Origin of the sequence: Streptomyces sp. NBC_01707, assembly GCF_041438805.1 — a bacterium.
In the GTDB taxonomy this organism is placed as follows: domain Bacteria; phylum Actinomycetota; class Actinomycetes; order Streptomycetales; family Streptomycetaceae; genus Streptomyces.
The window spans coordinates 9422382-9438019 of sequence record NZ_CP109190.1 but is presented as its reverse complement, the minus strand read 5'-3'; the positions used below and the strand labels follow the sequence as shown (position 1 = coordinate 9438019).

Here is a 15638-nt window from a genome sequence, read left to right as displayed (position 1 = left end):
TGGCTCACCATCAGAACCACAGCCATGACCCTGCGGTACAAGGTCGGCTCGGGCCAGTTCGACGCGCAGAACCTCTCGGTGCAACTGGCGGCCGGCGGCACCCCGGTGACCGCCACCCCCTGGCAGCACCTGAACTGTGCGCCGGGGGCCCTGTGCGAGGCCGAGGGCCTGCAGGCCGGCGGAGTCGCCGTGGCATCCGATCACCGTGGCTACACCGGGACCGGCTTCGCCGCCGGATTCACGGGCACCGGAAGCTCGGTATCCGCTGACATCGATGTCACCAGCGCCGGTAGTTACCGGTTCGACCTTCGGTACGCCAATTCCCTCGGCGGCGACGGTCAGGCCCAGACCCGTACCCTGACCCTCTCCGTGGACGGCGGCGCGCAGCAGAAGGTGAGCCTGCCGGCGACGACGAACTGGGACACCTGGAGCCTTGCCTCCGCAGGCGTCCAACTCGGCGCGGGCCACCACACGCTCACACTGACCCGTACCGCGTCGGACTCGGGCAACGTCAACATCGACAGTGTCGCGCTGGTCCAGGCCGGCGCCGCGTACCCGCCCGTCTCCAGCACCGCGATCACGGACTGCCGATTCGGCGTGAGCTGCGAGACGGAGGCCGCACGAATCGGCGGAACCGCAGTCGGCGCCACCGACCACAAGGGATACGCCGGCAGCGGGTTCGTCGCCGAACTCGACAAGGGGTCGAGCCTCACCACCCACGTGGTGGGAGTTCCCGCAGACGGCACATACACCCTCCGGGTCCGCTATGCCAACGGCGTCGGCGGCGACGGCAAGCACGAGACGCGTACCGCCTCTGTGTCCGCCGGCGGCGTCTCCGACACCCTGTCGTTCCCCGCGACGACGAACTGGGACACGTGGGAAGCCGCCTCCCTGCCCATCACGCTGAAAGCGGGAGCCAACGACATCACCCTGAACTGCCCTGACGCGGCGAGCTGCCACGTGAACGCGGACACCGTCTCCCTGGCCGCGCCCACGTCCGCCGCTCCGCCGCCGCACGTGGCACTCGGCGGGTATCGCCGCGGACTCGACGGCGTCACGGGCAACGGCGATGCCCCCGTGACCACGCCCGGCGTGCTCAACCAGGACGGCTGGTACCTGCTGGACGACACCCCGTCGGCGCTCTACGACACCGCCTCACAGAAGATCACCCAACGCCCCGACCACGACGGCACGCCGTACCGCGACGGTTACATCTTCGGTTACGGACACGACTACAAGCAGGGGCTCACCGACCTGGCCACTCTCACCGGGCCACCCGCGCTGCTCCCCCGCTGGGCGTACGGCGTCTGGTACTCGGAGTACATCGACCGCACCGCTGCAGACTACGAGAACACAATCCTGCCGAAGTTCCGGTCCGAGGGCGTCCCGCTCGACGTTCTGGTCACGGACACCGACTTCAAGGCCGTGAACTCCTGGAGCGGCTGGGAGATGGACTCCACCAAGTACCCCGACCCGAAGGGCTTCTTCGACTGGTCCGCTTCCCAGGGCCTGCACAACACGCTCAACGTCCACCCGAGCATCCTCGCCTCCGATCCTCAGTTCGCCCAGGCGATGTCGACCGCCAAGGGCAAGCTGACCAAGGGGGGTTGTGCTGGGGACGCCGGCGTCACACACGACTGCTACACCTTCGACTTCGCCGACCCCGACCAGCTCAAGGCATACATGGACCTGCATCGGACCATGGACCAGCAGGGCAACGACTTCTGGTGGCTGGACTGGTGCTGTGACGCAACGCAGTCCTCGCTGCCGGGGGTGACTCCGGACGCGTGGATCAACCAGCAGTACGCCACTGCCACCGGCAAGACCCTCGGTCGCGGGTTCGTTCTCTCGCGCGCCTACGGCTCCCTTCAGGCCGGCGGATACAGCGGCCAGCAGGCGCTTCCCACCGGTCCTTGGGCGGACAAGCGCACCACCGTGCACTTCACCGGCGACACCTCCTCCACCTGGGGAACACTGAAGCTCGAAGTCGGCTACACGCCCAGCGAGTCGGCCGCAACAGGGATGGCCGCCATCACCCATGACATCGGCGGACACAACGACACCACGGGGCTGATGGGCTCGGAGACCTACACCGTCGGCGGGCAGACCCGCACCACGACCAAGCTGCCCGACGACCTGTACGCACGCTGGGTCCAGTTCGGTACCTTCCAGCCCGTCGACCGCCTGCACAGCAACCACAGCGACCGGCTGCCCTGGCAGTACGGCGCGGCAGCCAAGGAGTCGGCGGAGAAGTTCCTCGATCTCCGCGAGAACCTCGTCCCCTACACCTACACGCTTGCCGAGGAGGCGAACCGAACCGGCGTACCGATCGTCCGGCCCATGTACCTGGAGTACCCGGACGAGCAGCAGGCGTACGCGAACGCCGGCAGCGAGTACTTCTACGGCCCCGACGTCCTGGTCGCTCCCGTCACCACTCCCGGGACCTCCACCACGACCTCGGTCTGGTTCCCACCCGGCCGGTGGACCGACTACTTCACCGGCAGGACCTACACCGGTGGCACCACCCAGGATGTCACCACCGACTTGGGCTCAATGCCGGTGTTCATCAAGGCCGGTGGCATCATGCCCACCCGAAGCCACGACGTCGCCCATGACGACCGGAGCGCGCTCACCGACGTCACACTCACCATCGCTGCTGGCGCCTCGGGGTCCGCCAGCCTGTACGAGGACGACGGGACCACCACGGGCACGGGTCACAGTGCCACCACTGAGATCCGGTACAAGGAGTCCGGCGGGCGCCACACGGTGTCGATCAGCCCCACAAAGGGCTCCTTCCACGGTCAGGTGAAAGACCGTCAGTGGACCCTTTCGATCATTGGGGGAAGCGAGCCCACCCGCGTCACAGCCACGGGCGTACATTTGTCCCCGCACGCTTACCGCTGGGACGCGGCCTCGGGAACTCTGAACATCACCGCTCCACGGCACACTGTCCACGCCCCGATCACGGTGACCTACCAGTAGAAGCTGCAACCGCCTCTGCCCAGAACCACGACGGCCGCGGCAGATCGGCGCGACGCGCGTCCGATCCGCAGGCGGCCGCCGTGGCGCGGAACCAGGCCGTTTCGTTCGGATCAGCCGGTGCGGCTGAGGGCGGTGCAGGTCGCTCGACTGAACGCGTCTTCGGAGGCGAGCCATTCGATCGGATGTGGGCGGTGCCGGCTCCGCTGTGCGAGGGCCATGTGTCTCTTCGCTCAGCAAGCGGCGTGCGGAGGTGTGCACCGCAAACCAGGCGTCTCCTCAAGGGGGCAGTCGGCTTCTTCTGACCAACCGGCCCACAGGGCCTGCCGATTGCCCTCCGTCATCGCAGCGTCGCGTAGACGATCAGGTTGTTCACCGGGTGGCCCTGGGCGTCGAAGGTGCCGTCGCAGGTGACGAGACGGAGAACCCGGCCGTTGGTCGTGCCGTACACCTTCTTCGTGGGAAATGCCTTCTTGCTCACGGATTCCGTGCCGGTGACGGTGAAGTGGGCCACCTGACCTCGCTCGTTGCGGATGACGATGTCCGCGCCCTTGCCGATCTTTTTGAGATCGTGGAAGACAGCCCTGCCGAATCGGGTGTCGTTGTGCCCGATGACCACGGCTGCTCCGCGCTCGCCGGGGATCGCGCCTCCCGTGTACCAACCTGCTGTCATACCCTTCTCCGCCGGTGGGACTTCTACGGTGCCGTCCGCGTTGAGGCCGAGTCGCATCAGGGAACTCGTCACGCCGATCGAGGGGATGGCCACTTGGGTGGGGGCCGCGGGTTGTTCGGCCTCGGGGGCGGCGGAGGAGCGATACGACGGCGTCCTGGCGGAGTGGTGCGAGGGGGCGGGCGGCGGCTTCTCCGCGGCGTGGGTCATGCAGCCGGCGAGTGGAGCGAGAGCGAGGATGAGGGCAAGGCAGACATGCGTCGGGTGTGCGGCGGATCGCCGCAGCCGGTGGTGAGTACGGGGCATGTGGGTTCCAGTCGAGAAGGTGCGGCAACAGGCAGTGGCGCCGCCCCAGCTGGGGCGGCGCCACTGCTGGTGGTCAGCCGTTGCGGTGCACGGCCACGCGGCGGCGCAGGAGGAGGGTGCCCGCGCCCGCCAGGACGAACGCGGCAGCGGCCGAGCCCGCGAGGGCAGTGGTGTTGTCGCTCGTCGTACCCATCGGGCGCTCGCCCGCGGCCACCCCGCCACGGGGCTCGGTGGCGTCGCGCTTCGAGGGGCGGGCCGGGGCCGGGACCGCGCTGGGCCGGTCGCCCGCGGCCACGCCGCCACGGGGCGCCGCCGAGGGCGCCTCGCCCCGGGCGGGCTTGCTCGCATCGGTTCCCCTGGCAGGCGCCGGGGTCCGCTCGGTGGCGGCCACCGAAGGCTTGGGCTTTGCGTCGGAGGCGACCGATGCGTCGGCCGTGGCCGACGGGACGAGTACCGCGCCCGCCGCGACAGCGGTCAGGACGGCAGTTCGCAAGGACATTCGGGGACGGTGGGACATACGTGACTCCAGTTCCAGCCGGCTTTGGTGGTGCCTGGATGCCGATTCGGACCAGGCGCCGGACATGCCGTCAGCCTGGCGGGACCTTGTGAAGAAGCTGTCAGAGCGCTGTGGTCATCGCATCAGCCCTGATGACCGGTGGACGATCCGCGACGGTCCGCGCCCTCTGCTCGCCGGCCTGGGACCTGCCCCGGCTCGCTCGCCGCCCGGCCCGACGGCAGCCGTAGCGTGAAGACCGAGCCCTTCCCTTCCGTACTCGCCACGCTCGCCCCGCCACCATGCGCCTCGGCGAGCTTCCTGACGATCGCCAGACCGAGACCGCTGCCGCCGGTTCGGCGATTCCGGGATTTCTCGGCTCGCCAGAAGCGGTCGAACACGTACGGGAGGTCCTCGGCCGAAATGCCGGTGCCCGTATCGGTGACGTCCACGACCACCTCGTCCCCCGAATCGGTCCGGTACGCGCGCAACGTCACGTGTCCCCCCGACGGCGTGTGACGCACCGCGTTGGACACCAGGTTGTCGATGGCCTGCCGCAGTCGCACCGGGTCGGCGGTCAGTTCGGGGGACGGCGATCCGGACGGCGGCATGCCTACCACCAGGGTGACACCGGCCGTTTCGGCCCGGGCCCGATGCGCCGCGGTGATCTGTCCGAGGAGGTCGAGGATCCGAACCGGTTCCGGGTGCAGGCGGAGCGCGCCCGCGTCGGCCGCGGCCAGGTCCTGGAGGTCGTCGATGATGTGCTGCAGCTGGACCGCTTCCTCCAGGAGCGAGGAGATGAACGCCGGCTCGGGGTCGGCCAGGCCGTCCTGCGCGGCCTCCAGCCAGCCGCGGATGTTGCTCAGCGGGGTACGCAGCTCGTGGGCGACGTCGCTGACCATCATCTTCCGCTGTTCCTCCAGGCGCGCACGGTGTGCCGTCATGTCGTTGAAGGCTGCGGCCAGGCGCCCGATCTCGTTGTCGTCGGCGACCAGTACGGCCGCCGACTCCTCACCGTCCCGCATCCGCTGGGCGGCCCCCGTGAGCGCCCGCAGCGGACGTACGAGCCGGGCGCCGGCCAGCACCGAAGCGCCGACGGTGAGGGCGAGGACGAGCGCGGCGACGCCTGCGATCCGAGCAGTGTTCGCCGGTGAGAGGTCGAACCCGGGCACGGTGGCGCCGTTCGCGTCCCCGATGAACAGCAGCGCGGGCGAGGCGACATACGAGCTCAGCTGCTCGTGGCGGGCGGTGCCCACGCACGACGCGATCGCCCGGTCGGCGTCACTGCTCCGGACGGCCGGTACGGGTGTGGGGGCGGAGGACCTGCGGGCCGGAGCCGCGCTCGGCTCAGGCTTGCTTCCCTGGTCCCAGGAGAGGTCCAGGCGTAGGTGGACGACCGTCCGGCCCTGTCGGGCCAGACAGGCATTGGCCAGCTTGTTGAGCGTGCCGAGCGCCTTCTTCTCGGTCCTGGTGGGCTCGTCCAGTGCGTCGGTGGCGCATCTGGTGCCCAGGATGCGGTCGGGATCGTTGCCCACGATCTGGATGTGAGGGCGCCCGCTCGGCCCCTCGACGACGTCCGAGGCGATCCCTGCGTCATTGAGACACGACACGCCTTCGTCGGCGGCGCGGCGCAACTGCGTACGCTCCGCCGTCGGCAACCGGAACGGCCCGACGGCTCGCGGGTCGACGCGGTCGGCCACTGTGTCGTTCGTACCGGCGGTCTGCGCTGCCAGCGCCGTGTCCACGGACAGCGGGTCGACGATCGCCGAGGCCTGCGTGGGCAACGACGGCGGGGACGAGCCGGTCGCGGAGTCGGCAATGACTTCCCGGTTCTGGCTGGTCAGCGCGATCCGGCGATCCGACTGGCGAGCCAGATCACGCACGGTCTCCGCGACGCCGTCCCACCGGGGATGGCCCGCCGCGTAGCCGAGCAACTTGTTGTAGATACGGGCGTCCGCCGTGAGGTTCTGGCCCTGTTCCTGCTTGATCGCACCCGAGGTGGTCTGTACGGCGAGCCATGCCGTGGCCGCCACCGAACAGGCCGCCACCAGTGCCGATACGGCGAGCAGTCGGCCGAGCAGGCTCTTGCGCAGCGGCAGACGCTGCGGGTCCCGCAGACCCTGTCGACTACGACGAGGCACGGGACGCCCTCGTGGCGGCAGGGTCGGTCAGCTTGTAACCCACGCCGAAGACGGTGAGCAGCCGGGTCGGCTTGCGCGGCGCGGGCTCGATCTTCTTGCGCAGGTTCATGATGTGCACGTCGACCGTGCGGGTGCTGATGTACCGGTCGAAGCCGTGCAGCTCCGCGAGGAGCCGCTGTCTGCTGAAAACGCGCTCGGGCTCGGCGGCCATCGCGGCGAGAATACGGAATTCGCCCGGCGTGCATTCCACCGCCGTGCCGTCGACCGATATCTCGTGCCGGGCGGTGTCCACCCTGATTGCGCCTACGCTGAGCACCTCATCCACGGCTTCCGGGGCGGGGTTCGCCTGTTCCGGCCGATTCGTGCGGCGCAGAAGCGTACGGACCCGGGCCATCAGTTCGCGCGGGCTGTACGGCTTGCTCATGTAGTCGTCCGCGCCCAGGTCGAGGCCCAGCAACAGATCGTCCTCGGTGGTCCGGGCCGTCAGCATCAGCACCGCCAGCTCCCGGTGCTCGGCGCGCAGGACACGCACCACATCGAGCCCGTCCGCCCGCGGCATCATCACATCGAGGACGAGCAGGTCGGGCTGACCGTGCCGCACCTCGTCGAGGGCGGCGAGACCGTCCCCGACGACCGTGACCGCGTGGCCCTCGCGTTCGAGGTAACGGCGTACGAGTTCAGCCTGCTTCTTGTCGTCTTCGGCGACGATGACGTTTGCGCACACGCGGTCGATCGTAGGTGAGTGCGGGGTGCAGTCCGGTGGGCAGGCTGTCGGTCGGCCGTTCCGAACTACTGTGACGGTGCAGGCCGGACGGGACAGGGGCCATTTCGCAGGTCGTGTGCCGAACACATCATGAGCTCGAGCGGTCATCCGGGCCCGCGGTCAGGCCGTCCCACTCCCCCGTGATCAGGTCCCGGCGCACCGTGCGCAGAAGCGTCGACAGCGAGGGCACCGGGTCCACGGGCGGCACAGCGGACGGCGGTGCGCTGCTCTTCGGGTTCGCCGAGCGGGTTGCGGATGCGTTCAGCTGTGGCATTCCAGGCCATCGCGGCGCCGAGCGCGATCATCATCAGGTCGGTGGCCAAGGTGAGCCCGACGCCGTAGCTGTCGGCGATCTCGGTGGATTTCGCGACGAGGGAATCGATCTCGGCTTCCGATGCCTCGGGGAACTCCGGTGCGCGCCACTGACTGAGGCGCTGGAGTCCTGGGTCGGCGACGAGGGCATCGAGCAGCGCACCGGCGTAGGAGACGTGGTCGTTTTCGTCTGCGCCCACGGCGGCCGTCACCGGTCGTCTGTCCCGTCTCGGTGAAGGTGAACCACGTCGTGGCCATGTCCAGCAGTGGGTCGTCCTGACCGAGGCGCGGTGCGGCCAGGTGCCTCAGTCAATCCGAGGATTGTGCGCCCTGTGCTGCTTCGCGCTCGGCCGCGAACTCGTCGAGGAGCTCGAACAGAACCTTGATCGCGCCTTGGTCGTCCTCATGCGGGAGGTTCCAGATGTCGTCCCAGCCGTTCGGGAGAGCGATGTGGAGGACCTGGCCGGGCCAGGCGTGATTGCAGTCGCTCCCGCGGCGGGAAACGAGCCAGTCGTGACAGCCGGCGAGTCCGTGGCCGCCGTGCCGTAGGGCGTGCTGGTCATAGCCAGTCAAGAATGCCGTCAGCATGTGGAAGGAGGTCTTGCCGACGAACATGCCGGGACGTTGGCCGACGCTGGCGAAGTACTCGCGTTCGGTCATTTCCGAGAGGGGTCTCATGCATCCGCTTCCTCGTGATCGCCGGTGTCGTCATGCGGGGCTGGACGAAACCTGCGGCGGTGTTCGGCCCACCGCCTTCCGCGGACCGGATCGGCCGGCATCGACGGCTCGATCCGATCTCACATCGCATCAGTGATCACTAAACGAACAGGCTTATCCGATCGGCTGGCCGACACATCAAAGAGGCACGCCCTTTGAGCGGGCCCCCCTCATGACGTCGCGCGGACGAAGTGGAGGGATGCGGTGACGGTGGTTGCGCCGCGTATCATGCCCAGCTGGTTCCAGCCCATGCCGAACTGTTCCCGGTCCACGGTGAACTCCGCCGTGAGCGTGACTGCTTCGGTGCTCGCCTCGGTGAGGTGCGCGGTCAAGGACTGTGGGCGGCTGATGCCCCGCGCGGTCAGCTGACCGGCGACCTGGACCGTCCTGTCGTCCGCCGGAGTCGCGCTGTGCACGGCGAAGGTGAGCTCGGGGTGCCGATCCGCATCGAAGAAGTCGGCGGACCGCAGGTGCGTGTCGCGCTTGGCGTTCTTGGTGTCCAGGGAGGTGGCGTCCAGGGTGATCGAACCGCTGGCGGAACCGTCGGGGCCCACCTCGCCCCCGCCTGTGAGACCGGTGAAGGTGCCCTTCACGGTGACCATGCCCCACATCGTCTTGTGCCGGACGCCGACGGTGGAACGGGTGGGGTCGAGCTGCCAGGTTCCGGTTTCGACTGCCATGGACATGCGGTCCCCCTGATGGGATGCCTGAGCTGGGTGGAACGGGGGCGGGGCGCGATGCCTTCCCTCCAGTCGTCCAAATTTGGATGACTGGAGGCTAGCCGATACTCCAAATTTGAACAACAGGTACACTGGGGCACCATGGCCACCCTCCCCGCCGACCTGCCCGGACGTGACGCGACCGGCGAGTCCGCCTTGCTGCCGCCCGAACTGCGGGCCTGGATGGGGCTGCTGGCCGCGGCCGGCGCGATCGAGCAGCAACTGCGTTCCCGCGTGAAGGAGACGCTCGGGGTTTCCCACGACGAGTTCCTCGTGCTGTGCCTTCTGGCCGACGGGCCTGCCACCGGCCTGCGCATGACGCAGATCGCCGAACGCCTCGGCCGCCCCAAGACTCGGCTCACCTACCAGGTCGCCTGCCTCCAGCACGCCGGACTGATCACCCGCAGCACCGCCTGCGGCGACCGACGGGGCATCCAGGTGACGCTCACCGAAAAGGCACAGCAGCTCCTTCGAGAAGCCTCCGGCGCGCTGGCCGAAGCCGTCACCCGAGCCATCAAGGGCCTGGAGGGCTCGCACGACTGCGCGCTGATGCACAGCCTGCTGCCGAAGCCGCCGGATACCGAGGACAACACAGTCCTCGGACCCAGCCCTGGGGCGCGCCCATCTCGATCAGAACTCTCCGGAGCCTGACTCACTCGTCACAGCCGGTCCGACTTCGATGGCGGACGTTCCTAGTTCACTGCCGGAGAACGGCCCGGAGCAGATTTCTCCCCGGCCGGCACCGGACGCTGTCCACAGGCCCGCCCTCCCAGTCTCGACCTTGAGCCGCCGCGACCAGCGAGGCGACCCGTGCGTGCAGAGCCGCCAAGCCCTAGACCGCTCCCCGGCGGCCGGAACACAAGATCAATCCCGGACCGCTTCTGCACCCGGTAGCCGAGCCCGGACGCCCGGGCGGCCGCTCCGGGACTGTCACCGGGGGAAGGACTGGCGGCAACGATACGGACCACTTCGAGGTGGAGGCCTTCGCCGAGCAGATCTGCATCTGCCCCCCGGTGACCCGCGCCCCGGCCACCGGGCCGGCCGCGGGCAGCGCCCACGAAGACCGACCTCCTCTACGGCCTGATCGAGGACGAGACCAGCGCAGAAGAGCAAGAGCCGACTTCGGCGGAACCGTCTTCCCGACCAACCGCAGGCGCTCCAAGGTTGGAGATCGCACTCTCCTGCTCGCCGGCGCCGTGTCACGCCCTGCTGATGCCCGTCACGTACTCGAAGGGTGGGAGATTCGTGGGGCTGCAGGCGAACGCCTGGTCAGCCGGGAGTACCGCCGCCAGTTCGGCGCGCCTCCCAGCCGGGACGCCGCCCGTCTGCGTCACAGCGTGCGCAATCCGGCAGGTGTCCTTCCCTGAACCGGCTTGATCGCGGCGGAGGACCGTGCAAGGGGCAGCGAGGATCGCTCCACGATCTCCACAGGTCACAGGGCTCAACGGGATCACTGGTTCTCCCGCAGAGCAGGGAACCACCCGCCCTGTACGAGGTGTTGGCAGCCGGTGATCAGTACTGCTCCAGCAATTTCCGCCCGGTGGCATCCAGTTGACCGCGGCTGGCAGCGGCATCCAAGGACTGCGCGCATGCAGGACCTGCCACCATGGGCGGCATGCGCACGGTGGGGATCGATCTGTCGGCTGACCGTTCGAAAACGGCGATGTCGGTGTTGGAGTGGACGGAGGACGGAATGGCCGTGGTCGGGCCACCCGCACTCAAGTGCACTGATGACGTGCTGCTCAACGAGCTCTCAGGGCTGCGTCCCGGTGACCAGGCCGGCGTCGACACGCCGTTCGGGTGGCCGGCCGAGTTTGTGCGCGCGGTCGGGGTGCATCTCGTCGGGGGCCCATGGCCGGGCCGTGGCCAGGACAGCGAGCGCTACCGGAAGGACTGCTTACGGTACCGACTGACAGACCGGATCGTGCGTGACCAGATCCACCCGGTCAAGCCGCCGCTACCGGCTCCCTTTGACCGGATCGGCGCCATGGTGGCACGGTGGGCTCACCTGGAGGACGAGCTCAACCGTCGCGGCGTTCGTGTCGACCGGACGGGACGTGGGCCCATCGCCGAGGTGTACCCGAAGGCATCCCGGCACCGCTGGGAGCTTCTCGACGGCCCCCGACGGATGGATGCCCTGCTTGCCGCCACGCCATGGCTGCGGTGCGACGCGCCGACGATGCGCGCCTACGACGTGAATGAGCATGCCTTCGACGCGCTGGTATGCGCGTTGACAGCGCGTGCGGTGGCCTGCGGCCTGACCGCGTGCCCCGAGGTGGCACAGCTCGACGACGCCCGAATCGAGGGCTGGATCCACCTGCCGGTCCCGGGGTCGTTGGCACTGTTGCCGCACCACGAAGACGTGGCTCCGATGCAGCGTTCGACGTCCACCGGATGATCAGCCACGCGGCCGGGTGTCGTCGTCATTGTCGATATCCGGGTCACGCCACTACTCGTACGGGCCCGCCAGGGCCATGACCTGGCCGTCAGCGGGATGGATGTCGCGGTCCCGATGGCACTCCTTCTCGCCCCATGTCGGCCACCCCACCGCCGCCCCTCCCGTTGAAGCACCCGAAGGCTGCCCCCACCCCCACACACCGTCACCACGCGTGAGAGGCCCCACCACCGGCACGCCCCGGCGGCTGACGGGCTGGCCGGTGGTGGGCTCGCGCTCGGCCCAGGGGCGGGGACCGGCATCCAGGCTTCCGGCTCATTGGCGACAGGGACGGCACCGGCGCAGGCGCCGGCCGTGACGATGAATGCGCGTCCCTGTCCTGCCAATTGTCCGTCAAATTGCGCATGTTGGGGTCAGGGGGAGGCGCCGAGACCGCACAAGGCAAGACTGCCGGCGGAGGTTTGGCGCGCGGCGTCGCGATCGGTGAAGTCCCCTTCGAACACCAGTGGACCGAGGTCCACGTCACACCGGATCTCTTCCTTCGCTGGCAGATCGCAGATCGCAGAGTCCGGTCCGTGTTCGCCGATCGCTGACAACCTCCACTACTCGGTGATACCGTATAGTGGTACTCGGTACTACGCAGTACCGATGCGGCCGAGGAGGACTAGCGATGGACGACCTGACGGAGATGCTGAAGGGCACGCTCGAAGGGTGCGTGCTCGAGATCATCGCCGGCGAGGAGACCTACGGGTACGCCATCACCCGTCAACTGAACGAACTCGGCTTCGCCGACGTCGTCGAGGGGACGGTGTACACCATCTTGCTGCGGCTGGAGCGGAACGGACTCGTCCAGGTGACGAAACGACCATCCGGGGTCGGTCCGCCGCGAAAGTTCTACGCGCTCAACGACGCCGGACGCGAAGAACTCGCGAAGTTCTGGGCGAAATGGCAGTACGTCTCATCACGCATCGACAGGCTCAAGGAGGGCGGGAGATGAACTTCTGGGAGACGATCACAGGCAGCGATCTCACCAGGGAATGGAAGGCGTTCGAAGCCCGGGCCGAGGCCCTGCCGGACGAATATCGGGCGGCGTGGGGACAGATCAAGGTTGATCTCTTTCCCCATGGGGGCTTCACCGGCCGCAACCTGATGCCGATCCTCGACGCAGCCCTGGGGCTGCTCGAGGAAACAGCGGCGGACGGGCAGAGCGTCCACGAGGTGCTCGGCGACGACATTCGAGGCTTTTGCACGGCGCTGGCCGGTGGAGAAGGGGCTCGAACCTATCGCGACCGGTGGCGCGAGCAGTTGAACAGGAACGTCGCCAGGAAATTGAGCCGGCTGGGAGGCTGACGTGGGCATCCAGGACATCATCGAGGGCAAGAAGCAGTGGCGGGCGCACATGGCTCGGGTCAAGGCGCTCCCGCCGGACTACCAGATCGTCTACAAGGAGATTCAGAGGTACCTGTTCAAGGTCGGACCGATCGACCTGCCTGACGGGCCCCTGCTCCCCGGGATCGTCGACTTCTTCGAGGAGGGCGCTGCCTCGGGCAAGGGGGTCTTGGCACTCATCGGCACGGACGTCGCCGCGTTCTGCGACGACCTGATCAAGGACTCACGCACCTATGCGGACGTCTATCAGGAGTCCATCAGCGGGGAGCCCGGCACGGCCGAGAAGTAGCACCCGCCGCATCCTGCCGGTGGGCGTAGCCCGCACGTGCGGTTCGTTCGCCAGGGCACAGCGCGAACAGGCGACGGGCCGACCGGCCACCAGAAGCCGCCGGAGACCTGTCCACCGAGGTGGTTGAGCCGGTCGGCGAGACCTGGCTCAGCCATGCCGGCGCCCCCGGCGGGCGGGTCTCCGGCGGCGGGCCGCACGACACCATTCCCCAAGACGGTACGAGTGACGCGTGGTCACGGACCACCACTCGATTCGAGCCGAAACAGCTTCCACTCCCCCTGCGTCTTCAGCCTCCGGAAGGAAGTCACCTTGCCTTTGCCTGTCATGCCCACATCCAGTCCTGGTGTCGGTCACCCGCCGCCGACCGCGGTTTCCGCTGTCGGGCTACGCAAGTCATACGGCGACAAGGTCGTCCTCGACGGTATCGATCTGCGCATCCCGGCCGGGTCCGTGTTCGCGCTGCTCGGGCCGAACGGCGCCGGCAAGACCACCGTCGTGAAGATCCTGTCCACGCTCATCACCGCCGACGCCGGTGACCTGCACGTCGGCGGCCACGACCTGGCCGCCGACCCACAGGCGGTCCGTGCCGCGATCGGTGTCACCGGCCAGTTCTCCGCCGTCGACGGCCTGATCACCGGCGAGGAGAACATGCTCCTCATGGCGGACCTGCACCACCTCTCCAAGCGGGAGGGACGGCGTACCGCCGCCGAACTCCTGGAGCGCTTCGACCTGGCGGAGGCCGCGAAGAAGCCCGCCTCGACCTACTCCGGCGGCATGAAGCGCCGCCTCGACCTCGCGATGACGCTGGTCGGCGGCCCGCGGATCATCTTCCTCGACGAGCCGACGACAGGGCTCGACCCGCGCTCCCGCCACAACATGTGGGGCATCATCCGCGGACTCGTCTCCGACGGCGCGACCGTCTTCCTTACCACCCAGTACCTGGAGGAGGCCGACGAACTCGCCGACCGCATCGCCGTGTTGAACGACGGCAAGATCGCCGCCGAGGGCACTGCCGAGGAACTCAAGCGGCTCATCCCGGGCGGGCACATCCGGCTCCGCTTCACCGACCCGGACCTGTACCAGTGCGCCGCTGACGCCCTGCGTGAGGTCACCCGGGACGACGAGGCAATGTCGCTGTCCATCCCGAGCGACGGCAGCCAGCGCGAACTGCGCTCCATTCTCGACCGGCTCGACTCCGCCGGCATCGAGGCCGACGAACTGACCGTCCATACCCCGGACCTCGACGACGTGTTCTTCGCCCTGACGGGCCCGGTCAACGTCCCCGACCAGGCCAAGGAGACCGTCCGATGAGCTCCCTCTCCCTCGCTGTACGCGACTCGAACACGATGCTGCGCCGCAACCTGCTGCACGCGCGGCGCTACCCGTCAGGCACCCTGAATCTACTGCTCACGCCGATCATGATGCTGCTGCTCTTCGTCTACATCTTCGGCGACGTGATGAGCACGGGCATCGGCGGCGGTGGCGCCGACCGCTCCGACTACATCGCCTACATCGTCCCGGGCCTGCTGCTGATGACCATCGGCAGCACCGTGATCGGGGCCGCAGTGTACGTCTCCATGGATATGACCGAGGGCCTCATCGCCCGCTTCCGCACGATGGCGGTCTACCGCCCTTCGGTGCTCATCGGGCACGTCCTCGGCAGCGTGCTGCAATCCGTCATGAGCGTGGTCCTCGTCGGCGCCATCGGCGTGGCAATCGGCTTCCGCTCCACGGACGCAACCGCCCTGGAGTGGCTGGCAGCATTCGGGCTCATCGTGCTCTTCGCCCTGGCGTTGACCTGGATCGCAGTCGGCATGGGCCTGGCCGGCCCGAACCCCGAGGCGGCCGGCAACATGGCCATGCCGCTGATCCTCCTCCCTCTCATCTCCAGTGCCTTCATCCCGGCCGACACCATGCCCGGCTGGTTCCAGCCCATCGCCGAGTACCAGCCCTTCACCCCCGCCATCGAAACTCTCCGCGGCCTGCTCCTCGGCACCGAGATCGGCTACAACGGCTGGATCGCGATCGCCTGGTGCGTCTGCCTGATCGCGCTCGGCTACCGCTGGTCGACGGCGCAGTTCAACCGCGACCCGAAGTAGACGCGACGCCCGCCTCCCGTAGCTCGCCCCGCCCCGTCCGCGCGCAGGTCAACACCCGTATGCCCGGGCGGAGGCGGGGCTGATCGCCATGGCCCATGACAGGCCGGCTCCGGCCCGCTCCCGCCACGTCGCACCGAGCCCGTTTCCGCAACCCCGGGCTCGGCGCGAAGCAGCTCGCCGGCTCACCGCCCGCGACGTCCTCGCGGCCGCCTTCCCGGCGCGGACGGCGCCGAACTGCTGTGTGCGGGGGTGCACGGCCCCTCGGTCACCGCACTACCGACCATGGATCCAGGCCAGGCCCGCGATGTCGACACGGCGACGGGTCCACGTGACGGCGACTTGGGCCGGACGGGCCTCGCCATCGCC

General features: G+C 68.6%; 15 protein-coding genes and 1 pseudogene. 9 read left to right on the top strand and 7 right to left on the bottom strand.

Translation table 11 applies throughout. The features are described from left to right. Positions 1-24: 24 nt before the first annotated feature. The gene (locus tag OG963_RS42230) at positions 25-2982 is read left to right on the top strand and encodes a TIM-barrel domain-containing protein (protein WP_371800184.1); all 2958 of its coding nucleotides are present in this window, start codon (positions 25-27) and stop codon (positions 2980-2982) included. A 337-nt stretch (positions 2983-3319) separates the two neighbouring features. Here OG963_RS42230 and OG963_RS42225 read toward each other — a convergent pair whose 3' ends face one another. The 7 genes from OG963_RS42225 to OG963_RS42195 form a co-directional block, all read right to left on the bottom strand. Next, positions 3320-3955, bottom strand: coding sequence for a class F sortase (locus OG963_RS42225; RefSeq protein WP_362275441.1), 636 nt, complete (start codon positions 3953-3955; stop codon positions 3320-3322). A gap of 73 nt (positions 3956-4028) precedes the next feature. After that, the gene (locus OG963_RS42220; RefSeq protein WP_371800183.1) at positions 4029-4472 is read right to left on the bottom strand and encodes a hypothetical protein; all 444 of its coding nucleotides are present in this window, start codon (positions 4470-4472) and stop codon (positions 4029-4031) included. 122 nt (positions 4473-4594) lie between these two features. After that, complete coding sequence (locus tag OG963_RS42215; protein WP_371800182.1) at positions 4595-6589, bottom strand: sensor histidine kinase; 1995 nt, start codon at positions 6587-6589, stop codon at positions 4595-4597. After that, positions 6576-7313: a response regulator transcription factor gene (locus tag OG963_RS42210; protein ID WP_319740532.1), complete on the bottom strand. Its 738-nt coding sequence runs from the start codon at positions 7311-7313 to the stop codon at positions 6576-6578. The genes OG963_RS42215 and OG963_RS42210 overlap by 14 nt, the downstream gene beginning before the upstream one ends. 143 nt (positions 7314-7456) lie before the next feature. Continuing rightward, on the bottom strand, positions 7457-7864 hold the full coding sequence (locus OG963_RS42205; RefSeq protein ID WP_371800181.1) for a hypothetical protein: 408 nt from the start codon (positions 7862-7864) through the stop codon (positions 7457-7459). Positions 7865-7973: 109 nt separating this feature from the next. Continuing rightward, positions 7974-8324, bottom strand: a complete 351-nt coding sequence (locus OG963_RS42200) for a hypothetical protein (protein ID WP_371800180.1) — start codon at positions 8322-8324, stop codon at positions 7974-7976. Positions 8325-8551: 227 nt separating this feature from the next. Beyond that, on the bottom strand, positions 8552-9067 hold the full coding sequence (locus OG963_RS42195; RefSeq protein ID WP_371800179.1) for a YceI family protein: 516 nt from the start codon (positions 9065-9067) through the stop codon (positions 8552-8554). Positions 9068-9202: 135 nt separating this feature from the next. Between OG963_RS42195 and OG963_RS42190 the strand changes: the two genes are divergently transcribed. The 8 genes and pseudogenes from OG963_RS42190 to OG963_RS42155 all read left to right on the top strand — a co-directional run bounded on the left by OG963_RS42190 (position 9203) and on the right by OG963_RS42155 (position 15272). Beyond that, positions 9203-9751 carry a MarR family winged helix-turn-helix transcriptional regulator gene (locus OG963_RS42190; RefSeq protein ID WP_371800178.1) on the top strand — a complete coding sequence of 183 codons (549 nt, stop codon included), beginning with the start codon at positions 9203-9205 and terminating at the stop codon, positions 9749-9751. Between the two features lie 620 nt (positions 9752-10371). Further along, a pseudogene (locus tag OG963_RS42185) lies at positions 10372-10467 on the top strand (AraC family transcriptional regulator); the annotation flags it as partial. 239 nt (positions 10468-10706) lie between these two features. Next, entirely contained in the window at positions 10707-11498 is a 792-nt protein-coding gene (locus OG963_RS42180; RefSeq protein ID WP_319740528.1) for a DUF429 domain-containing protein, read from the top strand. Positions 11499-12165: 667 nt separating this feature from the next. Beyond that, complete coding sequence (locus OG963_RS42175) at positions 12166-12492, top strand: PadR family transcriptional regulator (RefSeq protein ID WP_030927653.1); 327 nt, start codon at positions 12166-12168, stop codon at positions 12490-12492. Then, the gene (locus tag OG963_RS42170) at positions 12489-12845 is read left to right on the top strand and encodes a DUF1048 domain-containing protein (RefSeq protein WP_371800177.1); all 357 of its coding nucleotides are present in this window, start codon (positions 12489-12491) and stop codon (positions 12843-12845) included. The genes OG963_RS42175 and OG963_RS42170 overlap by 4 nt, the downstream gene beginning before the upstream one ends. Position 12846: 1 nt before the next feature. Continuing rightward, positions 12847-13173 carry a DUF1048 domain-containing protein gene (locus tag OG963_RS42165; RefSeq protein WP_371800176.1) on the top strand — a complete coding sequence of 109 codons (327 nt, stop codon included), beginning with the start codon at positions 12847-12849 and terminating at the stop codon, positions 13171-13173. A gap of 324 nt (positions 13174-13497) precedes the next feature. Next, entirely contained in the window at positions 13498-14484 is a 987-nt protein-coding gene (locus tag OG963_RS42160; protein ID WP_371800175.1) for an ATP-binding cassette domain-containing protein, read from the top strand. Continuing rightward, positions 14481-15272, top strand: a complete 792-nt coding sequence (locus OG963_RS42155; RefSeq protein WP_319740525.1) for an ABC transporter permease — start codon at positions 14481-14483, stop codon at positions 15270-15272. The genes OG963_RS42160 and OG963_RS42155 overlap by 4 nt, the downstream gene beginning before the upstream one ends. The last annotated feature ends 366 nt before the right edge of the window (positions 15273-15638 follow it).